The sequence below is a fragment of the Epibacterium sp. ABZ3_068 genome, assembly GCF_056159265.1.
On sequence record NZ_JBSWUV010000001.1, the window covers coordinates 1,530,206 to 1,555,796 of the forward strand.

Genomic DNA, 25,591 nt, shown 5'->3' on the forward strand with positions numbered 1-25,591 from the left:
GCGCGCCTCTGCGGTGGCAGAAACCGTCAGCCCGTCCAGTCGAGCACGACTTTTCCGGAGCGTCCGGATTTCATTTGCGCAAACCCTTGGGCAAAGTCCTCAACAGTAAAGCGGTCCGTGATGACCCGGCTGACGTCCAGACCGTTTTGCAGCATGGCAATCATCTTGTACCAGGTTTCAAACATTTCCCGGCCGTAGACACCTTTGATGGTGATGGCCTTGAATACGATGCGCGACCAATCCACAGGCGACTTGCCTGGCGGAATGCCAAGCAGTGCGATTTTTCCTCCCATTACAAGCGCTTCAACCATCTGGTCCAGTGCGATCTGATTGCCTGACATTTCCAAACCGACATCAAAGCCCTGAGACAGGCCGAGCTCGTGGATCACATCGTTAAGATCTTCGGTGCCGACATTCACGGGGCGGACGTTTGGCACCACATGTTCCGCGAGGGATAAACGGTCGGGGTTGATGTCCGTGATGACCACATTCCGTGCGCCTGCGTGACGCGCAACAGCTGCCGCCATAATGCCAATTGGACCTGCGCCAGTTATCAGCACGTCTTCTCCCAGCAGATCAAAGCTGAGAGCAGTGTGGACCGCGTTGCCCAAAGGGTCCAGGATGGCTCCGATTTCGTCCGGGATATCGTCGGGCAGGGGCACCACGTTAAAGGCAGGTAGCCGCAGGTATTGCGCAAAAGCCCCTTGAACATTAACCCCAATGCCACGCGTACCTGGATCCAGGTGGAATTTTCCGGCCCGAGACTGGCGGCTGTCATGTTCGATCAAATGGCCTTCTCCCGAACAACGCTGCCCGATCTTCAAGCCATTGACATCTTTTCCGATTTCGACAATTTCACCTGCGAACTCGTGACCTGTGATCATTGGGACTGGCACCGTGGCGGCCGCCCAATCATCCCAGTTCCAGATATGAATATCGGTGCCGCAGATACCCGTTTTGTTGACCTTGATCAGCACCTCATCGGGACCGATTTCGGGCACCGGAGCTTGCACCATCCACAGCCCTTCTTTGGGGTGAGATTTTTCAAGCGCTTTCATCGTGTTTGGACGCATCAGATCACCCCACAGGCTTTGCCAGCAACTTCAAAAGCCGCCAGCGCGCGTTCCAGTTCTTGCTGCGTCAGAGCCGCGTTCATTTGCGTGCGAATGCGGGCTTGACCACGGGGGACAACCGGGAAGAAAAAGCCTGAGACATAGACGCCTTCTTCAAACAGTCGTGCGGCCATGTCCTGGGCCAATTGCGCCTCGCCCAGCATAACAGGAACAATCGGATGGCTGCCCGGGAGCAGTTCAAATCCAAGGTTCTCCAACCCGTCTCGCCAGAATTTAGTGTTTTCAAAAAGTTTCGCGCGCAGATCCGTGCCTTCTTCAACAAGACGAATGGCTTCCAGTCCGGCGGCGACGATCGCGGGCGGCAGTGAGTTTGAAAAAAGGTACGGCCGCGCGCGCTGGCGGAGCAGATCAATTACAGGCTGAGGCCCGGCGATATAGCCGCCGATTGATCCCCCCAGGGCCTTTCCCAATGTGCCTGTAAGTATGTCCACTGTGACGCCAAAGTGATCCGGCGTTCCTGCGCCGTTGGGGCCCATAAAGCCGGTTGCATGGCAGTCATCCACCATGAGAACGGCGTCATACTGGTCAGCCAATGCGCGGATCTCCGGGAGATTGGCCAGGTACCCATCCATCGAGAACACGCCGTCAGTTGCAACCATGATGTGGCGCGCACCTTTGGCGCGGGACTCTTTCAGTTTGGCCTCCAGGTCAGCCATGTCGTTGTTGGCATAGCGGTAGCGTTGCGCTTTACAGAGACGAATTCCGTCGATGATTGATGCGTGGTTCAGACTGTCCGAGATTATGGCGTCCTCCGCAGTCAGCAGTGGCTCAAACAACCCGCCGTTGGCATCAAAACAGGCCGCAAACAGTATGGAATCATCTTTGCCAAGAAAGGATGCGATCCGCTGTTCCAGTTCCCGGTGAATGTCCTGTGTTCCACAGATGAAGCGCACGGATGCCATTCCAAACCCTCTGGGTTCCATCGCGCCCTTGGCGGCCGCAATCAGATCAGGGTGGTCGGCAAGGCCTAAGTAGTTGTTGGCGCACAGGTTGATAACCTGATTGTCGCCAACCTTGATCTCCCCGCCTTGAGGGGAGGTGATCATACGTTCGCGTTTGTAAAGCCCGTCAGCCTCGATCTGGGAGAGGGTGTCGGACAAGTGTGAGTAGAAGGCTTGGGACATGACAGAACTCCGCTTGTTGCAGAAATTCTGTCATATTGGATGTGATTCCGTAAAGGGGGAATTTTTGGATAGTGGAAAATTTTCCGTGATAGCGGATAACTTGCGCGGAATTTTGCGCCCGCCCTGCTCAGCACCCCAGCAGGGATTAACCGTTCTTCACAATTAGGAAGACACGGGCTTCTGCACCATTTGCAGAAATGGCATGTGAAACGTCTGCTGCGTATCGCGCCGTATCGCCTGCCTTCAGGACGTCGTCGGCGCTCCCTGATGTCAGCCGGACCTCTCCCTCTAGAACCGTGAGTTGTTCTCGGGTTCCGACGGTGTGTGGTTGGCTGATCAACGTTCCTGTTTCCGACAGTGCGATGTCGTAAACCTCATGTCCGCCGGCATCTTCGGGAGGGGACAGGATTTTGATTCTGCACCCCTGTCCCATGTTTTGGATGATTGGGACATCTGTTGAACGCAACACGTCAATGTGGTCCTGCTTTTGTCCAGCCTCCAATAGGCCGGCAAAATCCACCTGCAATGCACGGGTCAGGTTCCACAGGGTCGCAATTGTCGGGCTTGATTCACCGCGTTCAATCTGGCTGACCATGGATCGGCTGACGCCCGAAAGATTTGCAACGGCTTCCAAAGACAAGCCTTGCGCACGGCGTGCATCTTTCAGCCGGGCCGGCAGGAGGTTCAAAATATCGTCGGTGTGTTCCGTCATACTGGAAACCTTGAGCGTCATGCAAAGATTTGTCAAATCTGGCCAACCGGTCAGTTCGACCAATCTCGCGTCACAGAAGAGCGCTTACAAAAACGCTGAGAAGCACGCCGCAACCCAATCCGATTGTTGCCGGAACAATCCACATTCTGCCTGGTGTGCCGCGCGGTTCCGAGGCCGTTGATTGCTGGATCAAGGCTCTTTCTACCAAAGCAGGCAAACGCGGGCCAAACCGGGCAAGCACTTTAGCCGTCTTTGCCAAATCGGACGCAACAGCTTTGGGGCCGATGGAGGATTTGATATAGTCCTCAACAACCGGATGGGCGGCTTCCCAGATATTCATACGCGGATCAAGTGAGCGCGCAACACCCTCCACAACAACCATGGTGCGTTGCAACAATATCAGTTCGGTCCGTGTTTCCATGCCAAACCGTTCTGTGACTTCGAACAGGTAATTCAGCAATCGCCCCATGGAGATATGTGCCGCGTCCATGCCGAAAATTGGTTCTCCGACCGCGCGCAACGCACGGGCAAACTCATCCACGTCCTGAGAGGCGGGAACATAGCCCGCTTCAAAGTGGACTTCAGCCACACGGCGGTAATCACGTTTGATGAAACCATAGAGGATCTCTGCATAGACCCGGCGGGTATATTCGTCGATATGCCCCATGATTCCAAAGTCATAGGCAATGATGTCACCATTGGCGGCGACCTTCAGGTTGCCCTGATGCATGTCCGCGTGGAAATAGCCATCGCGCAGCGCGTGACGCAAGAACAGGGACAGGACCCGCTCTGCGAGTGCGCTCCGATTATGCCCGGCCGCATCAAGCGCGTCATTATCCCCCAAAGGAGTGCCGTCCGCCCAGCCCAAGGTCATCACGCGGCGCGATGAATAGTTCCAAAGAACCTGCGGAAGCTGGAAGCCTTCGTCATCCACAGTGTTCGCGGCAAACTCAGAGGCGGCAGCACTTTCCAGACGCAGGTCAAGCTCTCCCTGAACAACGCCGTCGAAATGTTTGATGACGTCCAACGGGCGCAGGCGGCGGGCGCCAGGGGCAAAGAGGTCGGCGATGCGTGCCGCCAGATAAAAGGCGTCCACATCCCGGTTAAAGGCACGCTCAATTCCGGGGCGCAGGACCTTCACGGCGACGTCCTGACCGCTGTCCACCAGACGCGCCTTGTGAACCTGTGCGATGGAGGCCGCTGCGATCGGTTCGCTGAACTCCGAGAATACCTCAGCCAAGGGGCGGCCCAGCTCATGTTCAACCTGCTGGATGGCCTCTTGGCGTGAGAATGGTGGCAGTTTGTCCTGCAGAACGCGCAGCTGCTGTGCCAATTCGTCTCCAACCACATCCGGACGGGTGGACAAGACCTGGCCGAACTTGATGTATGCAGGCCCCAGCGCGGTTAACGCGCGGGTGGCAGGGGGCATGTTTTCATCCCCTTTGTAGCCCAACCACTGAAAGGGCCAGCCGAGGGTGTATGCTAATATGCGCAAAGGGCGTGGGGCCTCGAACGCATCCAGAACGGCATTCATGGCACCCGTGCGCACCATCGTGGCGCCTGTGCGGATCAGGCGAACAATATTGTGTGGACCGCGCATGGATTAAATCTTCCAGCCAGAATGCAGGGCTGCAATGCCCATAGACAGGTTGCGGTATTTTGCGTTTTCAAACCCAGCTTCACGCAACATGCCAAGGAATGTGTCCTGGTCCGGGAAGTTGCGGATCGATTCGACCAGATATTGGTAACTGTCGTAATCATTCGCGATCAACTGGCCCATGCGTGGAATCACGTTGAATGAATACAGGTCATAGAGCTTTTGAAGACCTTCATTCGGCAACTGGCTGAACTCCAAGACCATCAACCGACCGCCGGGTTTTAACACACGATAGGCTTCTTTGAGTGCTTCCAGCGGGCGCGTGACATTTCGGATGCCAAAAGAAATCGTGTAGACATCAAAAGTATTATCTTGGAAGGGCAGGGCCATCGCGTCGCCTGTAACCCAGTCCAGACTGTCAGCCATTCGCGCTGCCTCAGCCCGTTTGCGCCCTTCTTCCAGCATGGGGCGTGTCAGATCCAGTACGGTGGAATGCCCATAGCCTGCGCGCTTCAGAAAGCGGAACGAGATGTCGCCGGTTCCCCCCGCGACATCCAAGAGTTTTTGCCCGGGACGCGGCGCAAGCCAGTCCATCATCGCGTCTTTCCAGACCCGGTGGATGCCCACGCTCATGACATCATTCATGATATCGTATTTCGAGGCGACCGAGTTAAAGACCCCCTGCACACGCCCGGCCTTTTCATGCTCGGGTACGGTTTCAAATCCAAAATGGGTGGTGTTGTCCTGAGTCTCGGTCATTCGGCTTGCCGTTTCCTTTGGTTCGCCCCAGTTATAGAGCGCAAATTGGTTGGCACAATGCGGCCGACCGTCATCTGTTGCAGGAGCGATGTAATGCCTGAGCTGCCCGAGGTCGAGACCGTGATGCGAGGTTTAATTCCTTCAATGGAAGGTGCGGTCATTGCGCGGGCACAGGTGAACCGTCCCGACCTGCGTTGGCCCTTCCCTGAAAATATGGCAGAACGTTTGACCGGTGCCCGTGTGATAGCGCTGAGAAGACGCTCGAAATATATTCTTGCGGAACTTGATCGCGGGGAAACGCTTTTGGTTCATCTTGGCATGTCAGGCCGGATGACTGTTTCCGGAGATCCGCTGGGGCAGTTTGTCCATGACCATCCTGCGCATCAAAAACATGACCATGTGATTTTTGACATGGATAATGGTGCACGTGTGACATTCAACGATCCGCGCAGGTTCGGTGCGATGGATCTGATTGCAACAGAGACGCTGCCGGATCACAAATTGCTGGCGGTGTTGGGGCCGGAGCCATTGGGAAACGCGTTTGATGAACGCTATTTGGTTGAGGCGCTCAAAGGTCGGAACTCACCGATAAAATCGGCCCTACTGGACCAGGGAATCATCGCGGGTCTTGGTAATATCTATGTGTGTGAGACCTTGTTCCGTTGCGGAATTTCGCCCAAACGGAAGGCGAGCCAGATTGCACAAACACGTGTTGCAAGCCTTGTTCCGGCTATTCGCGAAGTGTTGCAAGATGCAATAAAGGCCGGCGGATCCTCGCTTAAAGATTTCCGACAAGCCAATGGAGAACTTGGATATTTTCAACACAGTTTTGATGTTTACGGTAGGGAAGGCGAGCCCTGCCGTCGCGCAAATTGTGAGGGGAAAGTGGCCAGAATAACGCAGTCCGGGCGGTCCACCTTCTATTGCAGTCAATGTCAAAGATAACTTGATCCGAGACACGTGCATGGTAAGGAATCGAACTGAAACGGAACAATCGAAAGCAAAACCCTATGGCATATGAGACGATTAACGTCGACGTGCAGGACCATGTTTGCCTCATTAAACTGAACCGCCCGGAGGCGTTGAACGCGCTCAATACCGAGTTACTGTCGGAACTTTCGACTGCTTTGGAAGATGCAGATGCCAGTGACAAGGTGCGCTGCATTATTGTCACCGGCTCAGAGAAAGCCTTCGCGGCTGGCGCTGACATCAAAGAGATGTCTGAAAAGAGCTTTGTAGATGTATTCAGCGAAGATCTGTTTGCCAAAGTCAGCAACCGGATTGCCAAAATTCGCAAGCCGATCATTGCAGCAGTGTCTGGCTATGCGCTCGGCGGCGGCTGTGAACTGGCGATGATGTGTGACTTTATAATAGCATCTGATACCGCAAAGTTTGGGCAGCCAGAGATCAACCTGGGCGTTATGCCGGGAATGGGAGGCAGCCAGCGCCTGACCCGTTTTATTGGCAAGTCAAAAGCGATGGACATGAACCTCACAGGTCGGTTCATGGAAGCGGAAGAAGCCGAGCGTTCCGGTTTGGTGTCGCGCGTTGTGCCGGCCAAGAAGCTCATGGATGAAGCTACCGGTGCTGCACAGAAGATTGCTGAAAAATCTCAGCTGAGCGTGATGGCGACCAAAGAAGCCGTGAACCGGAGCTATGAGGTCCCGCTCGAGGAAGGGCTGCTGTACGAGCGTCGCCTGTTCCATTCGCTGTTTGCAACCGAAGATCAGAAGGAAGGCATGGGCGCATTCCTGGAGAAGCGTGCAGCTCAGTTCCGCGATAAGTAATTCGCGCAAGCCAGACTTCATCAAAGCCGACCTAACGGCTGGCTTTGATGAAGTCTAATCTGCACTTGCATTCTGTGTTTGATGTAGATAGAAGCCGCCGTCATACATGCGCGTGCAGCCCGCCTAGGCTAGAATCACACCGGTGAGTAGACCCCGGGTTTGGTTGGTATTGCGCCTTCGAAAAAACAAACCTTGTAGAGGTCCACACAATGGCAAATTCGCCTCAAGCTAAGAAACGCGCTCGTCAGAATGAAAAGCGTTTTGCAGTAAACAAAGCCCGTCGTTCGCGCATCCGCACCTTCCTGCGTAAAGTTGAAGAAGCAATCGAATCTGGTGACAAAGAAGCGGCAACCGCTGCTCTGCGTGCAGCTCAGCCTGAATTGATGCGTGGCGTCACCAAAGGTGTCTACCACAAGAATACTGCATCCCGTAAAGTCTCGCGCCTTGCTGCTCGCGTAAAAGCGCTGGGTTAATCAGACTACTGCTGGATGACGGATCCGTTTCGGTTCCACGAATTTGTGAAGCGCTGCTATTTGCGGCGCTTCTTTTTTTTCCCATGAGGACAAAAACTTATCGCAAAGGGCAGAGATTCTTTGGGAGCAAAGGCAGAGTCAACCGCATAGTTTCGTTGCTGCCACCTGTCCAAAATTGCTACCAATGTTCAGCGATTCATGCGCTTGGGGGACTGGCTGCCGAGGTGGTTTCTACAGGGTTCAGTGAAAATAGTATGGCCTGTTTGGCGTTGTCGGTAGAGAACGCTTAGGCATCTGTTTCTTAAGCCTTTTTGCGGGCTTTGTTGCAGAAGGTCATATGTTTCCCTAGCTCGGGCCGTGAAACGTTACGAGGTGATGTAGCTCACCGATTGTATGAAAAAATGAGACGGGAATAAGGGGTCGTACCCTTAGGCTTGGAAAGTTTGCAACTTTTCAGTCTTGGGAGCTTTTTTCCGTCATAAGCCCACAATTGGGCATGGGACTAAAACGCAAGCTTAAAGTAGCTGCGGCATGTGGGGACGCGAGAGGCGAAGAATGACGAACGATAAATGGGGCAGTGTCCGAAAAAGATTGCTAAAGACAGTCGGGCAGAACAATTTTACGACTTGGATCGAGCCTCTCGAGTTGCAAAACTTGGACGGTGGTATTGCTGTCTTTAATGTTCCCACGAATTTTATGGGGAACTATGTCGGCCAAAACTTCTCGGATTTGATTCTGCATGAGCTGAACATGTCCGGTGAGCACGTTCAGCGATTGGCTTTCAATGTGGCGGTGAATTCACCGAAACGTCCAGCGTCGAACGCAAATCAGCCGCTTTTTGAGGTTGTTCAGAACGTTGCGCCCGAAGAGAGAAAAGCCTATTCTGACGCGCCTGCACCGCAGTCAGATGAACCCTCGGCCCGTGTTGCGGAGACATCTTCGAATAGCCGAGATGCGCTGGAAGGTCTGCAGGCCGCGCCTCTTGATCCGCGTTTTACCTTTGACACCTTTGTTGTGGGTAAGCCCAATGAGCTGGCCCATGCCGCTGCCCGTCGCGTCGGTGAGGCCGGCCCCGTCACATTCAATCCACTGGTTTTGTATGGTGGTGTTGGCTTGGGTAAAACCCACCTCATGCACGCCATCGCGTGGGAGCTGAAACGCTCCAATCCGGATCTGAACGTTCTGTATCTGTCTGCCGAACAGTTTATGTACCGTTTTGTGCAAGCGCTTCGTGAGCGCAAAATGATGGATTTCAAACACCTCTTTCGTTCGGTTGACGTTTTGATGGTGGATGATGTCCAGTTCATCGCTGGCAAGGATTCCACACAGGAAGAGTTCTTTCACACGTTCAATGCTCTGGTTGATCAGAACAAGCAGATCATCATTTCCGCGGATCGTGCGCCCGGAGAAATCAAAGAGCTGGAAGAGCGGGTCAAATCTCGTCTGCAATGTGGTTTGGTGGTTGATCTCCACCCGACCGACTATGAGCTGCGTCTTGGCATTCTGCAAACCAAGGTTCAGCAACATCGCCAGACTTTCCCGGATCTAAAAGTTGCTGACGGTGTGCTTGAGTTCCTCGCACATCGCATTTCAACAAACGTACGGGTGTTGGAAGGCGCGCTGACACGATTGTTCGCCTTTGCGTCATTGGTCGGGCGCGAGATCGACATGGAACTGACCCAGGACTGTCTGGCCGATGTACTTCGCGCTTCTGAGCGCAAAATCACGGTTGAAGAAATCCAGCGCAAGGTCTCTGAATATTATAATATCCGCATGTCCGATATCATCGGTCCCAAACGATTGCGTTCCTATGCACGGCCGCGTCAGGTTGCCATGTACCTGTGCAAGCAGTTGACCAGCCGATCCTTGCCTGAAATCGGTCGCCGTTTTGGCGGTCGTGATCACACAACGGTCATGCACGGTGTGAAGCGTATCGAAGAGTTAAAGATGATCGACGGCCAGATTGCCGAAGATGTTGAAATGCTGCGTCGCTCGATCGAGGCATAAGCAACTCTCTGAGACTTTCTTCAAAGACGGTCCTGATACTTCTCAGGGCCGTTTTTTATGGTGCGAATACAGCGTGAGGGCAACGTTTCATGGCCTTCTGTAAATTAGCACCCTTTGGCCCCTTGACGCTGGTCATCTACAATTGGAGAAATCGAATAAAGTCTTGTCTTGGGGGCGCAAAAGGTTACCTTGACCTCCCGGGTTGACGACGGGCTGCTGGTGAAGCCAGACGAAAGGAATGAGGGATATGAAGATCAGTATCGAACGCGGCACCCTTCTGAAGGCTGTAGCTCAGGCACAGTCCGTTGTGGAACGTCGTAACACTATTCCGATCCTGGCGAATGTTCTGATCGAGGCCGAAGGTGACACGGTTCAGTTCCGCGCAACCGATCTGGATATTGAGGTGGTCGACAAAGCCAACGCTCAGGTTGAACGGGCAGGCGCAACTACGGTTGCAGCGACCACCTTGCATGAGATCGTGCGCAAGCTTCCCGATGGCGCGCTGGTGACCCTGAGCGCGGACGCAGCAACTGGACGTCTGACAGTTGAGGCGGGGCGCTCGAACTTTTCGCTGGCTACGTTGCCGCGTGAAGATTTTCCGGTCATGGCCTCGTCAGAGTATCAGTCAAATTTTGCAGCCAATGCCGCAGTGCTCCGCCGCTTGTTTGATAAATCGAAGTTTGCGATTTCGACCGAAGAAACCCGGTATTATTTGAACGGTGTCTACATGCATGTCTCGGACGGGAGTGCGGGTGGCCGGGTTTTGCGGTGTGTAGCAACGGACGGGCATCGTCTGGCCCGTATTGACGCGGATGTTCCTGCAGGTGCAGAAGATATGCCGGGCGTGATTGTGCCGCGCAAAACTGTGGGTGAGCTTCGTAAGCTCCTGGATGACGACGAGATGGATATCGCAGTTTCTGTCTCTGAGACCAAAATTCGTTTTGCAACGCCGAATATTACCCTCACCTCCAAAGTTATCGACGGAACTTTCCCGGACTACACGCGCGTTATTCCGGTTGGGAATACACGCCGTCTCGAAGTGGATGCGAGCGAATTTGCGCGAGCTGTTGACCGTGTTGCAACTGTTTCCTCGGAGCGGTCGCGTGCGGTGAAACTGCAGCTGAGTGAGGATCGCTTGATACTGTCGGTCAACGCGCCCGACAGCGGTGCAGCCGAAGAAGAACTGGCCGTAGCCTACAGCGACGAACATCTGGATATTGGCTTCAACGCCAAATACCTGTTGGAAATTGCAAACCAGGTTGATCGTGAAAATGCTGTGTTCATGTTTAACTCTTCTGGTGACCCGACTTTGATGCGCGAAGGCAGCGATGAAAGCGCTGTCTATGTCGTGATGCCGATGCGTGTGTAATGTGCCCGGCGGCACAGTCTGTGGCGAGATAGTCAATGAAAAGATGAAAGGGAGGGCAGGCCCATGCGTGCGCTGACCTCTTTGTCGATTTCCCATTTCCGCTCGCATTTGCGGGCGGACTTGCATTTGGATGGTCGACCCGTGGCGCTTTTTGGCAATAATGGTGCCGGAAAGACCAATGTGCTTGAGGCGGTGTCGCTGTTCTCTCCTGGGCGCGGGATCCGTCGTGCAAGCGCAGCAGAGATGGCGCGTAAACCGGAAAGCTTGGGATGGAAGCTCAGCGGTATTCTGCGTTGTCAGGATCAAAATTATGAGGTCGAAACCTGGTCCGAGGCAGGCGCGGCGCGGCAGGTCAAGATCGACAACAAATCCAGTAACCAGATTGCCCTGGGGCAGATTGCACGGGTCGTGTGGCTGATCCCGGCGATGGACCGGCTTTGGATCGAGGGCGCAGAAGGGCGTAGACGTTTTCTGGATCGGGTCGCGCTCAGTTTTGCGCCCGATCACGCCGAGGCGACGTTGACCTATGAAAAGGCGATGCGCGAGCGCAATAAACTGCTGAAGCAGGAGGTGCGTGATCCGGTCTGGTATCGTGTGGTGGAGCAACAGATGGCGGTGGCCGGCCACAAGATCCATCAGGCACGCTTGAACGCAGTTGATTATCTCCACCAGGCGCAGACCAACGCCGAGACGGGTTTCCCAACCGCAGAGCTGGAGCTTTTGCAAGCGGATGGTGACATGCCGCATTCGGCAGAGGATTTCCAGGCGGCCCTGGAGGAAAGTCGATTTCGGGATGTCGTGGTGGGACGGACCTTGGTAGGGCCGCACCGAACGGACCTTTTGGGCACCTACCGCGCCAAGGCCCTGCCGGCGAAGGACTGTTCCACGGGGGAACAAAAGGCGTTGTTGATCTCGCTCATTCTTGCAAATGCAAGGGCGTTGATGGAGCAGGACGAAGGTCCTCCTATCCTTTTGTTGGATGAAGTCGCCGCGCATTTGGATGCGGGGCGTCGGGCGGCGCTGTATGATGAAATTTGCGCCTTGGGTGTTCAGGCCTGGATGACTGGAACCGGTTCGGAACTCTTTGCTGAGATCGCGACCCGGGCGCAGGTGTTCGAGGTTTCCGAAGACGCCGGGCACTCTGTCGTCCACACGATATAAAGCCAGAAGTAAGCGCCTTGAAATTGCCAAGAAAATTGAGCTGTTCCACGTGACATTCCGGCGTGAAATTCGTATAAAATCGCAAAGCTAAAGCAGGAAATTGTGAATGTCCGAGAACGAGCAAACCCCAGCAGAATATGGCGCTGATTCTATCAAAGTTCTCAAGGGGTTGGAGGCCGTACGAAAGCGGCCTGGCATGTATATCGGTGACACGGATGACGGCTCTGGTCTGCACCACATGGTGTATGAAGTTGTCGATAACGGAATTGACGAAGCGCTGGCCGGTCACGCGGACGCGGTAACCGTCAAAATCCACCCGGATTCCAGTGTCTCTGTCAGCGACAACGGTCGCGGTATTCCGGTTGATATCCACCAAGAAGAAGGCGTTTCAGCGGCTGAGGTGATTATGACCCAGCTGCACGCGGGTGGTAAATTCGACAGCAACTCCTACAAAGTGTCCGGCGGCCTTCATGGTGTGGGTGTTTCGGTTGTGAACGCCTTGTCGGATTGGCTTGAGCTGCGCATCTGGCGTAACGGTAAAGAACACGTCGCGCGTTTTGAGCGTGGCGATACAGTCAAACATCTGGAAGTCGTTGGCGATTGTGGTGATCGTACTGGGACAGAAGTGCGCTTTTTGGCTTCAACCGACACATTCTCAAACCTTGAGTATGTCTATGAGACGTTGGAAAAACGTCTGCGGGAATTGGCATTTCTGAATTCCGGTGTGCGGATCATTCTGGTTGATGAACGCCCCGCGGAACGGATTGAGACTGAGCTGTTTTACGAAGGTGGTGTGAACGAGTTTGTTAAATATCTCGACCGCTCCAAATCGCCGGTTATGGACGCTCCGATCTATATCAAGGGTGAGAAGGACGACATCGGCGTTGAAATCGCCATGTGGTGGAACGACAGCTACCACGAGACCGTCCTGCCTTTTACCAATAACATTCCCCAGCGCGATGGCGGCACCCACATTGCGGGGTTCCGTGGGGCGTTGACCCGTACCATCAACAATTATGCGCAGTCTTCAGGCATCGCCAAGAAGGAGAAGGTGTCCTTTACCGGGGATGACGCGCGTGAAGGTCTGACCTGCGTACTGTCCGTCAAAGTGCCGGACCCAAAATTTTCGAGCCAGACCAAGGACAAACTGGTTTCCTCGGAAGTGCGTCCAGTTGTTGAAAGCTTGATGAACGAGAAACTGGCAGAGTGGTTTGAAGAGAACCCAAATGTTGCCAAGCAGGTTGTCGGTAAGATCATCGAGGCCGCATTGGCACGTGAAGCCGCCCGTAAGGCGCGGGAACTGACTCGCCGCAAAACCGCGATGGATGTGAACTTTCTTGCCGGAAAGCTGAAAGACTGCTCCGAGAAAGACCCCTCCAAGACCGAAGTCTTCCTGGTGGAGGGTGACTCCGCTGGTGGCTCGGCGCAGACCGGTCGTGATCGTCAGACGCAGGCGATCCTGCCTTTGCGCGGCAAGATCCTGAACGTGGAGCGGGCCCGGTTTGACCGAATGCTGTCGAGCCAGGAAATCGGAAACCTTGTGATGGCGCTTGGCACCGGTATCGGCCGGGATGAATTCAATATTGAAAAGCTGCGCTACCACAAGATCGTCATCATGACCGATGCGGATGTCGACGGTGCCCATATCCGGACGCTGCTTTTGACGTTCTTCTACCGCCAGATGCCTGAGCTGATCGAAGGCGGATACCTTTATATCGCTCAACCTCCTCTTTACAAGGTGGCGCGGGGCAAGTCCGAGGTCTACCTGAAAGACCAGAATGCTCTGGATGATTACCTAATTAACCAGGGCGTTGAGGGGGCTGTTCTGCAACTTGGCAATGGATCCGAAATCGCAGGCGCTGACCTGACCCGGGTGGTTGATGAAGCGCGCCAGCTGAAGCGGGTTTTGGATGCCTTTCCGACTCACTATCCGCGTGCGATTTTGGAACAGGCCGCTGTGGCTGGGGCCTTCGTGCCTGGCGCGGTTGATGCGGATTTGCAGGGCGTTGCGGACAAAGTTGCGGCGCGTCTGGACCAGATCGCTTTGGAATACGAGCGCGGTTGGCAGGGCCGGATTACCCAAGATCACGGCATTCGCCTTGCGCGTATTCTGCGCGGCGTCGAAGAGGTGCGTACATTGGACGGCCCGATGCTGCGCTCCGGTGAGGCTCGGAAAACCGGCAGCTTTACCGCTAGCCTTCAAGAGATCTATGGCTCATCTGCGGTTCTGCAACGCAAGGATCGCAGTCAGGCCATTCATGGTCCTTTGAGCCTGCTGAAAGCGATCCTTGAAGAAGGTGAGAAGGGGCTTAGCCTGCAGCGATACAAAGGTTTGGGCGAAATGAACCCGGATCAGCTGTGGGAGACTACATTGGACCCGGATGCGCGCACGCTCTTGCAAGTTCGAGTGGATGACAGTGTCGAAGCTGATGATCTCTTCACCAAACTGATGGGAGACGTGGTCGAGCCGCGCCGTGAGTTCATCCAGAAAAACGCGCTAAGCGTCGAAAACCTGGACTTCTGACGATCTGTAGGATGCCCCACAATCGTTCGCGACACCCATAAGTGTTCGCGAAGCACCTAAAGTTGTTCGCTTTGGTGAAATTGGGCGAGTTTCGGGACAGGCAAAAAAATGCCCCGAAATTCGCCAAAATCTGAAGAATTGACGAAGTCGGACGTCAGCTTTGTTGGCACCGCCAATATTCTCCATTGAGTTGTGTTTTTCGAGGTGAACCTACCTTTGCTGGATCTGTGCATTGGTGCCATTACTTTCAGTGCAATTGGGGTTCAAGCCAGTCCACATGAACGGCGCTCAGCTGCCATTCACGTCGGTTCATGCGAACGGCTGCTGCACCTTCCTCAGCAGCCATTCGTGCTCGCGCGGCATCGTGCCATATCGCAGAGCACTTCCAAGGTCCTTACGCGGGAAGACCTGTCGAGGATAGAACTTGGATATCAGCGACCGAAGCCGCCCGTGTTTTGAACGTTCGGGGAGAGCGGATCGTTGCGGCTGTCGCTTCGGGTAAATTAGAAGGCCGCCAGGCTCATTCCGGGCATGGGCACAAGCACACCATGGTGCTACGGGAGGTCGTAGAAGGCCTCAAAATCGACCGCGCGAGATACCTGACCGCAAAATCAGCAATGGAAATGCTTGGTGTCGGCAAGGCTCAGTTTCGCATTCTTCAAGATGCTGGGCTGGTTTCGCGTCTACCGACCTCAGATTTGCCACCTTTGGTCGAAGGTCCTTTCTTGTCCGATGATCTTTTGGTGCTTGTTGACGGCATCAGGGGCAATCAAAAAGCGGCAGGCTCCTCAGCGGAAACTCTGCGCTTCTCTGATCTCAATCTTCGGCGCACCACGCAGAAGTCGAAACTGATCGCAGTATTCAAGGCCATTCAGACAGGAGCGATCCAGCCTGTTTCAGCGCCCTCTGAACAGCCATTGGGATTGTTCGAGTTCGCTTGTGTAGACATCGACGCACGTTTCACCGAGGCCTCAAAACCCGGATTGTGGACAGCACATCAAGTCGCCGAGTTGGCCGGTTGGAAAGCGGAGGTTGTAACCCATTGGTGTCGCGAAGGTCTTCTTGAGGCCAGCCAGGAGAACGAAGGTCAACAGGTCAGATATCTGATTGACCCCAAAGCACTGGTCAGGTTTCAGCGCACCTTCATCCCGCTTGCTGATCTTGCGCGAGATCGGCAAACCTCGAGCCGTTCATTGAGAAAGAGATTGAGGCATAGCGGTCTGTCGATTTATGGCGAAAAGGCAGTAGGAAACACCAGCCGAGGTGCGCTCTTGCGAGTAGCAGATTTGGCATCCCCAGCTTCGGAACTTTTTGAGAAGGCAGCGTCCACCAATCAATGCCGTCAATCCTCTGATTTTTTGTGCCAGTCTAAACAAAGCTCCAAATAACTTCGTGCATCTGCTGAAAGCCTGTTGATGCCGGCCATCCGAGCGAGATCCAAGCAAGTGTCTTCACTTGATTTGAGGAACTCAGAATTTGCGTCAATGAGCGCCGCTATCTCCGAACGTGAAATATCCCGAACAGTTCGATCAAGTTCCGGGCGGAAAGCGATGCGTTCAGCATAACTGCCCTTACTCCATAGAAAATCCACCTCGCCTTCGCGACGAATTTCAACCTGCTCCAACGATGCGCGCACTTGTTCTGAGATCTTGCGGCCTGTCCTTTGCCACCCATGAAGAGTCGTAATACGCCTCGCAAGCAACGACAAAGGCATAGGCCCCTGTTGCGCCACGATTTCAGCGATTATTGTGCTCAGGATTGACCTGTAAGATGTTTCGTAAAACCTGTCGGGATCCGGAGTTGCGTGTTGTGGGGACTGTTCCGCGGGATACTGGCCAGACCCTCGTGCAACCAGTGGTTCACGTTCCCGCTCCTTCGCAGGCGCTGGTGGAGCAGGCGGTGTTTCAGGCTTAGGTTCATTCCTTTCATCCTCGGTTTCTGCTTTCTGTAGCGACACGCCGTCATTCAGAAGAGATTCCTCTTCTTCCGAATTCGGTTTGAGGCATACGGCCTCTTCCCTCGCAGCACGTTGCATGCGGTCAGCTTCCAGATGCTCTGTCAGCATCTTGTGAATTCGCTCAACAACAGAGCCTGGATTTTTGAACCAGTCCGTCGACCATATTCGGAGGATTGTCCATCCAAGGTTTTCAAGAACAGCTTGTCGCACTTTATCCCGGTCACGCGCAGTAGCGGAACCGTGGTAGGTTGCTCCGTCACACTCAATACCAGCAAGATAGACACCCGCATGATCTGGGTGCACCACACCAAGATCAATCCTAAAACCTGACACCCCAATCTGTGGCCGGAGCTCCCAGCCTTTTGCTTCGATTGCAGTCTTGACGGCGGCTTCGAACACATTCTCGACAGGACCCAAAGATCCATCGCTTTCTGCGGCAAGAGCAACCGGTCCACGCGCCGCAAAATCCAAGAACCCTTTCAGGTGTTTCACACCGAGTGATTTGGTGCGGTTCAGATCAATCTGATCTGCCCGAATAGAGGCAAAAATATGCAGCTCCTGCCGGGCACGTGTCACTGCAACGTTGAGTCTTTTTTCTCCTCCGTCGCTATTGAGCGCGCCAAAGGCCATTGAGAGTTTGCCAGCGTGATCCGGACCGAAGGTGATTGAAAACAGCATCAAATCCCGCTCGTCGCCTTGAATGTTTTCAAGGTTTTTCACGATTACTGGTTCTTCTCGGGCATCTTCGAAGAACCATTCGAGCTCCGGGTTTCGCCGCCGCTCTTCGTCAAGAAGATCTAATATCAATCCCTGTTGTTCGGAGTTGAATGTAATGACACCAAGCGTCAGTCGCTCTTCTTCGGGACGCTTCAGCCAAGCTTCCATGCGCTTGACTGCCATGCGGACAATTGCGCGGGCTTCCTCCTCGTTTGTTCGCCCCATGCCTCGGGCATAAGTCCCATCTATTTGATGGAGCTGGACTGCCTGCGAAGATGTTGCCGGGGATGGGAAAGTGACTAACCGGCCGCCGTAGTAATGCCAGTTGGAGAAAGCAATGAGCGACTCATCACGACTGCGATAATGCCAGTCAAGTTGCTTCGTGCGCACACCTGCAGCGGAGACCTCATCAAGAATCGACGCCAGATCCCTTTCGCTTTCGTGCAGCTCTTCGTCCGTATCGTCTGTTCGCCCAAAGAAATTAGTGGGCGGAAGTTGTTTCGGATCCCCGACAATTATTGCCTGTTTTCCACGCGCAATTGCACCAATCGCATCCCATGTCGTGATCTGTGAGGCTTCATCAAAAATCACGACGTCGAATGCCGCCTGACCTGCTGGCAGATACTGCGCAACTGAAAGCGGCGACATCAGAACGCAAGGCGCAAGTTTGAGGAATGACTCCGGCATTTCTGAAATCAGGGTGCGGATCGGCATGCTTGGTCTCTGAAGAGAAAGCTGGTGGCGGAGAGTTCCAAGTTCGGAACGGCGCGCGACACCATCTACGGATGGAAGACCGTGCTGAATTCTGTGCAACACCTGTTGAGCCGCCATTTCGGTGGCGCTGCTGTCAAGCCTCCTAAATCTCTCGATAAGGTCTTCGTGTGCCCAATGAGTAAACGATCGAAGTTCAGACCCGGAATCCATCGCGAGCGGTAGCCACCAGGCGGCATAGGCCGCCTCAAAGGCATCTTCCGTATTCGGTGACAGCTGATTGTTCTCAATGGCTTCAACCAGGGGTGCAAGACCGGCGGCAATCGCCTGATTGCGCACCTCCATCCAACGAGTCCAATCTTGGTATTGGTCGCGGCGCGCAATTGTTTCTTGCAACTGGTCGCAGAGGTTTCGGAGAGACATCACCCGCGGATCCGCCTGAGAGATCGCACTGAATGCTCTCGAGGCCTCAGACCAAAGTTCGAAAGCACCCTCAAACCTGACCATGGCTGCGCGCAGGTCGCCGGTCTCTCCCGACGCCAACGCGATCCGGGACTTTTCCCAGATGTCTGCTTCACCTGTATTGGCCGAAAGAGCTTCCAGTGTTGCTCTCAGGTCGGAGGCGGTTTGGCACCATCGCAACAAGTGCTGTCCATCTGTCTCTACACCGTTAAACGCTGGACAACCTACCAGTGACAAGCCTTCAATATCTTCGCGCAACTGCTTAGCCTGGGACAAGTTGTAGATATCGGTTTCGGGGTTGGACTTCCCTGCCACCGCATAGGTCTGCAGTAGCTTGCGGACTGCGGATCTGGCAAAAAACGAAATCGGCCAGATCTTTGTCTGCGCGCGTCGCCAGTCAGAATCCAGTTGATCAAGTGGCAGCGATTGCAAGCGATCCATTGGGTAAACCCCGGTCAACGCCCCTTCAGATTTCCGATATTCAGATAGAAGTGCAACACAGCGATCACTTTCCAGACGCAGAATACTCATGTCGATCGTGAGACCCAAGGTCAGGTCTTCGCTGGCTTCTGGGAGGCTGCTCAACTTGCAAAGACTCTCAATATGTTCAGGCTCGCAGTCAGGATTCGACTTCAAACCTGAGCAACTTGAAAGGTGTGATGCGGCATCCATGAGGTCACGGGAGGCGGTAAGAAGTTGCCCTGCGCGCTCCAAGAGATCCGCCTGCCAACCAAACGACCATTGCTCAGACTTGATCAGCGGAAGTGGCGGCTGATCCGCAACGACAGCATGGCAGCGGCCGGCTGCTTCAGACAGCCTTTTGAGATGTCTATAACTCTCTGCATCATGCGCGTCCTTGTTGTCGAACGCCAATTTGAAGGGTTGCTCCGCTCCGGCGGTCCGCCCGACAGCTTCAAAAACGCTGAATCCTTGCGTTCCAATCCTGTGAAGCGCTTCGACATAGGCATTCAGTTGATCTCGCGTGACCGAAAGGTCGTCTGTAACCTTAAGCCATTCGCTTTCGTTTAATTGACCTGCGCGCTCCCAACTACGGCCAAGTTGGGTAAGAACCGATTTCCGATCAGACTTGTTTGAGTGAAGCTCAAGCACTGCATCCGCCAGCCCATGTGTCGAAAGGCGTCGATGCACAACGTCAAGTGCAGCAGACTTTTCCGCTACAAACAAAACTGTTTTCCCTACGGCAAGGCACTGCGAAATGATGTTCGCAATCGTCTGACTTTTACCTGTTCCCGGTGGGCCAATCAGAACAAAATCATGTCCTTCCTGCGCCGCCAATACAGCTGCAAGTTGGGAGGAGTCTGCCGGTAATGGCGTGAACAGATCTCGCGGAGCCAGACGCCGATCGACATCTGCAGCTTCAGGAAGATCGCCGGGGCCTTCAGGTGTGAACACGTCAGTAGGATTGTCGACCAAGTGCTTCACCAACGCACTTTCGCGCAGGCTGTCAGTCCTTTCCACGAGATCCTTCCACATCAGGAATTTTGCAAAGGAGAACGTTGACATAGCCAGGTCTTCGACCACTTCAAATCCAGCAACATCCCGAACTTTCCTGCGCACAATCTCAAAGATCAGTGGCAGGTCGTATCCGCTTTCATCTCTGGGCAGATCACCCTCGAGTTCGGGGATCTTGAGGTCGAAATCGCGCTTTAGGAACTCAAGAAGTGTCGAATTGAACCTGACATCATCTTCATGATGCTCAATGATGAAGTCCGACTGAGCTGAGCGCCTCGATAACTTTACTGGGATCAGCAACAAAGGTGCCCGATAACTTCGCGAGTCTTGTTCAGTTTTCTTCCATCTCAGGAAACCTGCAGCAAGAAAAAGTGTATTAGTCCCACCTTCCTGCATGTCGCTCTTGGCTTTCCGGTTCAGGGCGACCAAGCGGTTGTTTGCGTCCTTTCGAGTCAGAGGGACTGCAATTTGTAATCTTGCAAAGGCATCCCGCGACACATCCTCGAGGATTTGCGTCTCCTGATTGGGGACCAAATCACGTTGCCCAATTGGATCTTCATCTTTGAGAGCCAGGGTCTTGAACTTTTTCCCGTCAGCAAGCTGATCTTCCAGACGAGAAACGTCGGGACAAAGGAACGGCAGAGTTTGTTTGGTGTCGCGAAAATTCAAAAGCCGGTTGCGCAATGAAAGGTCGAGCAACTTTCTCTGCCAACGCGAAATTCGGTCTGCCGGTGTATTTGCCTCCTCTTCAACCAAATCTCCAGGAAGGAACCCAAATTCCAGTGGTTTCGGCAATGCTGCCGGGCTGGCGGGTATGTCTTCACCAAAGCTCCGTTCTTCAATTCGGTGGGACGCCAAGGGACGTATCTTGGCAGCTCTCGCCCGCGCGATATCAACTGCCAAAAGGAAGGTATGCTCGTTGCGTTCTTCTGTGTGTTCCTTTGCTGCTTCAACTGCCTCCTCGAATCCGACTGTTGGACGCTTTGTCAGGAGCGTGGTTTCCATCATGACGAATTCTCGCGCCTGAACAGCTTTGCGCACTGTCATAACATCAGGCTCTGCCACAGACCCAAAATCTCGTTCCGTTAACCAGACTCCAACCCAAGCATGCCCCTCTGAGAACAAAACCACTGGGTTCAACCCCGCAGCTTCAAAACAGGCGGCGAGCAATAGAGAGGAATCAAGACACGTTGCGAGGCCTTCTGATCGTATGCGCCCTGGGTTTCGAATTTTCTGACCGCGTTGCTCAAACGAAGCTGGAGGAACCGCATAGGTAAGCCCCATTGCAGTTGCGGCAGACCAGATTGCCCCCGCGAGCATCCATGCACGCCCAGGGTCCTTCGACTGGTAGCCATCTATAGCGCCATTCCGACCTGCCCCTTCCAGGAGTCGTCCTGCATCCTTCAAGATGGACGCAACGACACCGTCATTGGGCGACACGTAGGCAGCCAACAGCTGCGACATATCTCCCACACCACCCCATTCATCACGGGCAAGCATCTCAATACGACTACTGTCCTTAATGAGTTCTGTGTCGCCTACATGCAGCGCAACGGTTATGTTGCCAAACTCAGCCTCGTTGAGACCTGCCAGCAGCGCATCATCGAGTGGAGTTTCCAGTTCACCCAGGTGCCGATCGTCGCCAGGTGCCAACCGGTCGATCATCCAGCTTTTCGTGCGAACAAGTGCCGGGCTGCACTCGAGTGTCACCTTCACATTCTCGATCGGGTCATCGCAGGAATTTTTGACCGACAATCTTTTGAGTATGGACACACCATTCTGAGCAGACGAGAAGTTGACCTTTGAAACAACGTCGAATTCAATTTCAACCAACTTTTCTTTGATATTTTCTAATTCAATTAGGTCTTCACCGGACATCGAGGTTCCTCACGGCAATAATGCTAAGTGCTGCATATGGTTGAACTCCTGTCAATGCGAGCAACTCAAAATGGTTCAAAAACGCTGGCTATAGATACAGCCACTGACAGCAAATGTTGAATGATCTCCGGGCTTCGGAAAGCCATTTTCTATTCTGAAAATTTGTTCTGCAGTCTCTGAGTTTCAGTCCAAGGATTCATCGTCGAAAACTTACGGCAATGATTATGAAATTGAAGCCGCTACAAAGTCGATCAAGGGATCGAACTCATAGCCATCTGCCGCGCGAAGTGCGTCAATATAGTGTCGACGATGGTCATTATCGCTTTGAAGGCTACCTCCCCCCGACCAGTCGAGGAAAAGATCATCGTCTATTCGACGCAGCAGCTCATCTGCCATAATCCTGGACCAACGTCCGTTGCCGTTCGGGAATGGATGGATGCTGACAAGTCGGTGGTGAAAGCGAGCGACTGCCTCGGCTGGTTCATAGACCTCGTTTTCGAGCCAAACCCTGGCGTCGTCCAGGCAGTATCGCATCTCCGTCGAGATGTGCCAGACCTGCACTCCGATGTTCTTCTCTGTCAAACGGTATTCACCCGCCCAAGTCCAGACATCGCCAAATAGCTGCCGGTGGATCTCTTTTGCAGATTCGTCGGTCAGGAGATCGAACCCTCTCGGCCGACGGTCAAGCCACCTGAGTCCTTGCTCAATATTGACGGCTTCAACTTCGTTGAGCTCGCCATGCGTCGTTATCCCTGGGAGTTTCAGCCCTTGAAGCTCGTCCGCAGTGAGCGGCGTTGCGCCTTCTGGCTGATTCAGAATGTCTGTCATTTCCAGAAGTCACGCGCCATTTCTCTTGCCATTTCTTCGGCGAGTTCCTCGATTGCTTCTTCCTGACTTTGCAAGCCTTCAGATTGTGCCTCAAGAGCCATATGTGCTCTTGTTCGTTTGATGATCCGCTTGGCCCTTTTACGTGCCTGGTTCATGACGATATCATCCATCTTTCCTTCGGCGGGGATAATCGCATAAACAAGCTTCCCACCCATGGCCTCGGCAACTTTGTCGATTTGTTTGATAGTAATAGAACCGTCTTTTTCTCTCGACTCCAGTTTCGAGACGGAAGGTCTGGAGACACCTACACGTTCGGCAAGATCGGTGATGCTCATCCCCAACGCCACTCTGAACCTCTCGATCCATCCTCTGCGACTTGGTGCATTGCTCATTGTCGAGCTTGCGAAGTCGATCAGCTCGACATTCCTACGTCTCACGGTGCTCTTAACGTTTCTCATTCTGGCATTCCGATAATGCGTGCCTTGAATGGCACGGTAGGCGAAAAATTAGAAGCTTATAAGCTACGATTTTCACCGGTTTCGTATCTTATAGAGCACGATAAATCAAGATAATGTAACTTTTGAGTTACGTTTTCTCGCTCAAGTCGTGCAGTGAAAGATACGAAACACCTAACGTTTTCTCGCTGGACCGATCCACTCAACGGAGCCATCAGCTCTGCGCACCCGACCATCTGGCGAATACCAGCGGTCTCCATTCTCGGGTGGGTGTTTCTTCGAGAAGCCAATCTTCCTGCCGGCGAAGCCGCCGCTCTTCACAAAGGCGTTCTCGCGCCTAAGATTAACAGCGGATACCTCGCTGTTTTCGAGCCTTCGCAAATCTTCAGCTCTGCTGCGAGCTTTCTCTTCCGAGCGCTCAGAGAATTTGAAAGACTTCTCCTTCATGCGTGGACTGTAGCAGTTCTCATTGTCACAGCGCAAAAGCGATATGAACGCTCTCGCCCCAACTTGCATAAATACCCACAGTGTGCGGGAATAGCTAAATGGACATTGAAACAGTGATTTTGATTGGGTGTGTGAGCTCGGGGATTGCATTCGGCGCCATCTTTTCGTGGAAATCGCGTCTCAGGCCAGCCCCCAACATCCACGAGATCGTCAAAGGCGCGCCCCATCATCTGCTACAGGAGGCCGGAAAATGACAAGCTTCGAAATCGCATTCAGCGTATGCGTGCTGCTGATCACAGCGGCTATTCTCCAGTATTTGCGTCACTTGGTCAGAACTTCAGGGAGCGAGCCAATCGACGACCCTGACCGCGTAAAGAGATTTCTGGAAAACGCCCCCTACCATCGTCTTCGAGAACACGGCACCAAAGCCCCAGGAAACGAGAAGACGTAGGCTCATGGCAGGTCAGTGGACCACGTGGAACCTCCTGGCGCCTCAATGAGGTCGACAAGCGGGTGGCCATTGCGCTCGTGCCAGTCGGAATGTTCCGAAAAAGCCTTGGCGTTTTCATCAAGCCATTTCTGGCGTCGAGCCTCGGCAGCCGCCTTCATCAAATTCGTCTCATTCACTTCGGGCACATTGACTCCCAGATCGGTCGCTCGATCAAGTAACTCAGCAACAACAGGCAGATTGGTATTCCGCTTTCTCGTATCTACCATTTAGACGCACTCCACTTTGAAGCCATGAGACGGCACCATACTACCTTTTTGAAGGATCCAGCGCCAGAAATCGCACGCTCTGACAGTTCATGCTTGAAGGAGAAACTTGCGTGCATTTGAGTTCGGCGCAGCCTGCGCCTGCCTATTTGACGACAAGATCTGTGTTGAGGTGAGCGAAGGTCAACTTCGTGCGCATCGACGGGAAGTTGCCTACCCTACAACAAATACTTTGTGGGGTAAGAAGTTGCCCTACATTTGCTGCTGTGGGTCAAAAAAGTGGCAACGAGGGCATCGCTGACATCGGAATCTGCCGATCACGCCTTCCCGCCAGGCAAAAATTACGCCGAAATTCTCGATTTTGAGCCCAAATTTCGCGCTTCCCAAAAGTCACTGATTTTGCTATCAAAATCTTAGGATACGGGTTCGTTTCGCCGAGTCGAGAAATGCCTTTTTTGAAGGCCAACCGAACGAACCATTATGAGAGCTTCGCGAATTCTTTTGGGAATCCAGCGCGAATTACTTTGGGTGCCTTCTGCGGAAATTTTGTTTGTATTACGGAAGCTGCCGCGAACGCGTTCGCGACGTCCTACAGACCTTCCAGAAACCAAGGAGCTCGACGGTTCGCCCCCTTTGGACAATGTGATAAGAATGCCCCGCCTGCCAATGCGGGGCATTCTTTGTTTAAGGGGCGTTGCAAGCTTACGGAGTGTCAGTCAGCGACTGAAAGCTAAAACTCTTGGCTTGATGGGGTGTGAAGGGAGCGCCGGTTTGTAGATCCGAGACGACAGGCGACGCGCTGAGACATGTTCCCCAGAAAGATGTCGCACTTTCAGAGGATTCAGAAACGCCCAAACGCCATCGCCCGGGAAACCGCCGCAATAGGGTTTCAAAGGCGGCATAGCCTGAACCGCATCTGCGGTGTTCCGGGAAAATGGTGAAGTCGGACAGTTCTTTCTGACCCTCGGGCAGAAGCAGAACTATGCAAAATCCAATCGTTCGGCCTTTTTGCTTTATCCAGAACGTGCTGTGGTCGTCGCGGTTCAAAACACGCCGTGCCTTTTGGAAGGCGTTGAGACGGCTTTCAGGAGCGATCTCGGACAAATAGCGAGACAAAACAGGCAAGAACCGGCAGTGCTCACTATCTGTGACCGTCTGCAAGGTCACTTGCGGCGCCAGGCTATCCGTCCAACTTTTTGTCTGTGGAGCCCACATATTGATAACTTCTGATCCCTTCAGTCTTTTGGTTCAAAGGAGCCTGAATTTATGCAGGGCACTGGGCGATTCTCTCTGTGGTATAAAT

Annotated in this window: 18 protein-coding genes; 8 read left to right on the forward strand and 10 right to left on the reverse strand. The window is 53.7% G+C overall.

Annotated elements, in window-relative coordinates; genetic code table 11:
- Positions 1–26: 26 nt before the first annotated feature.
- From tdh to ubiE, 5 genes are all read right to left on the reverse strand, one after another.
- Positions 27–1,058 carry an L-threonine 3-dehydrogenase gene (gene tdh, locus ACXAEW_RS07250; protein WP_474942999.1) on the reverse strand — a complete coding sequence of 344 codons (1,032 nt, stop codon included), beginning with the start codon at positions 1,056–1,058 and terminating at the stop codon, positions 27–29.
- A 14-nt stretch (positions 1,059–1,072) separates the two neighbouring features.
- Positions 1,073–2,257: a glycine C-acetyltransferase gene (locus tag ACXAEW_RS07255; RefSeq protein WP_474940684.1), complete on the reverse strand. Its 1,185-nt coding sequence runs from the start codon at positions 2,255–2,257 to the stop codon at positions 1,073–1,075.
- Positions 2,258–2,402: 145 nt separating this feature from the next.
- Positions 2,403–2,969, reverse strand: coding sequence for a helix-turn-helix domain-containing protein (locus tag ACXAEW_RS07260; RefSeq protein ID WP_474940685.1), 567 nt, complete (start codon positions 2,967–2,969; stop codon positions 2,403–2,405).
- 70 nt (positions 2,970–3,039) lie between these two features.
- Positions 3,040–4,569, reverse strand: coding sequence for a 2-polyprenylphenol 6-hydroxylase (ubiB, locus tag ACXAEW_RS07265; protein WP_474940686.1), 1,530 nt, complete (start codon positions 4,567–4,569; stop codon positions 3,040–3,042).
- 3 nt (positions 4,570–4,572) lie between these two features.
- Positions 4,573–5,325 (reverse strand): bifunctional demethylmenaquinone methyltransferase/2-methoxy-6-polyprenyl-1,4-benzoquinol methylase UbiE, encoded by a 753-nt coding sequence (gene ubiE / locus ACXAEW_RS07270; protein WP_474940687.1) that lies wholly within the window; start codon positions 5,323–5,325, stop codon positions 4,573–4,575.
- 93 nt (positions 5,326–5,418) lie between these two features.
- Between ubiE and mutM the strand changes: the two genes are divergently transcribed.
- From mutM to ACXAEW_RS07310, 8 genes are all read left to right on the forward strand, one after another.
- On the forward strand, positions 5,419–6,270 hold the full coding sequence (gene mutM / locus ACXAEW_RS07275) for a bifunctional DNA-formamidopyrimidine glycosylase/DNA-(apurinic or apyrimidinic site) lyase (protein ID WP_474940688.1): 852 nt from the start codon (positions 5,419–5,421) through the stop codon (positions 6,268–6,270).
- 65 nt (positions 6,271–6,335) lie between these two features.
- Positions 6,336–7,112 (forward strand): enoyl-CoA hydratase, encoded by a 777-nt coding sequence (locus tag ACXAEW_RS07280; RefSeq protein WP_474940689.1) that lies wholly within the window; start codon positions 6,336–6,338, stop codon positions 7,110–7,112.
- A gap of 209 nt (positions 7,113–7,321) precedes the next feature.
- Complete coding sequence (gene rpsT / locus ACXAEW_RS07285; RefSeq protein ID WP_474940690.1) at positions 7,322–7,585, forward strand: 30S ribosomal protein S20; 264 nt, start codon at positions 7,322–7,324, stop codon at positions 7,583–7,585.
- A 555-nt stretch (positions 7,586–8,140) separates the two neighbouring features.
- On the forward strand, positions 8,141–9,592 hold the full coding sequence (gene dnaA / locus ACXAEW_RS07290; protein WP_474940691.1) for a chromosomal replication initiator protein DnaA: 1,452 nt from the start codon (positions 8,141–8,143) through the stop codon (positions 9,590–9,592).
- Between the two features lie 247 nt (positions 9,593–9,839).
- Positions 9,840–10,961 (forward strand): DNA polymerase III subunit beta, encoded by a 1,122-nt coding sequence (gene dnaN / locus ACXAEW_RS07295; protein ID WP_474940692.1) that lies wholly within the window; start codon positions 9,840–9,842, stop codon positions 10,959–10,961.
- Positions 10,962–11,024: 63 nt separating this feature from the next.
- Positions 11,025–12,122 carry a DNA replication/repair protein RecF gene (gene recF / locus ACXAEW_RS07300; RefSeq protein ID WP_474940693.1) on the forward strand — a complete coding sequence of 366 codons (1,098 nt, stop codon included), beginning with the start codon at positions 11,025–11,027 and terminating at the stop codon, positions 12,120–12,122.
- Between the two features lie 106 nt (positions 12,123–12,228).
- Complete coding sequence (gene gyrB, locus ACXAEW_RS07305) at positions 12,229–14,646, forward strand: DNA topoisomerase (ATP-hydrolyzing) subunit B (protein WP_474940694.1); 2,418 nt, start codon at positions 12,229–12,231, stop codon at positions 14,644–14,646.
- A 617-nt stretch (positions 14,647–15,263) separates the two neighbouring features.
- Entirely contained in the window at positions 15,264–16,034 is a 771-nt protein-coding gene (locus tag ACXAEW_RS07310) for a hypothetical protein (protein ID WP_474940695.1), read from the forward strand.
- Here ACXAEW_RS07310 and ACXAEW_RS07315 read toward each other — a convergent pair.
- The 5 genes from ACXAEW_RS07315 to ACXAEW_RS07335 all read right to left on the reverse strand — a co-directional run bounded on the left by ACXAEW_RS07315 (position 15,989) and on the right by ACXAEW_RS07335 (position 25,503).
- Positions 15,989–21,844, reverse strand: coding sequence for a DUF3320 domain-containing protein (locus ACXAEW_RS07315; RefSeq protein ID WP_474940696.1), 5,856 nt, complete (start codon positions 21,842–21,844; stop codon positions 15,989–15,991). The genes ACXAEW_RS07310 and ACXAEW_RS07315 overlap by 46 nt on opposite strands.
- A gap of 222 nt (positions 21,845–22,066) precedes the next feature.
- The gene (locus tag ACXAEW_RS07320; RefSeq protein ID WP_474940697.1) at positions 22,067–22,672 is read right to left on the reverse strand and encodes a mobile mystery protein B; all 606 of its coding nucleotides are present in this window, start codon (positions 22,670–22,672) and stop codon (positions 22,067–22,069) included.
- Positions 22,669–23,130: a mobile mystery protein A gene (locus ACXAEW_RS07325; protein WP_474940698.1), complete on the reverse strand. Its 462-nt coding sequence runs from the start codon at positions 23,128–23,130 to the stop codon at positions 22,669–22,671. Before ACXAEW_RS07325 ends, ACXAEW_RS07320 begins: the two co-directional genes overlap by 4 nt.
- A gap of 897 nt (positions 23,131–24,027) precedes the next feature.
- Positions 24,028–24,291 (reverse strand): type II toxin-antitoxin system CcdA family antitoxin, encoded by a 264-nt coding sequence (locus tag ACXAEW_RS07330; RefSeq protein WP_474940699.1) that lies wholly within the window; start codon positions 24,289–24,291, stop codon positions 24,028–24,030.
- Positions 24,292–24,990: 699 nt separating this feature from the next.
- Positions 24,991–25,503 carry a GNAT family N-acetyltransferase gene (locus tag ACXAEW_RS07335; RefSeq protein ID WP_474940700.1) on the reverse strand — a complete coding sequence of 171 codons (513 nt, stop codon included), beginning with the start codon at positions 25,501–25,503 and terminating at the stop codon, positions 24,991–24,993.
- Between the last annotated feature and the right edge of the window lie 88 nt (positions 25,504–25,591).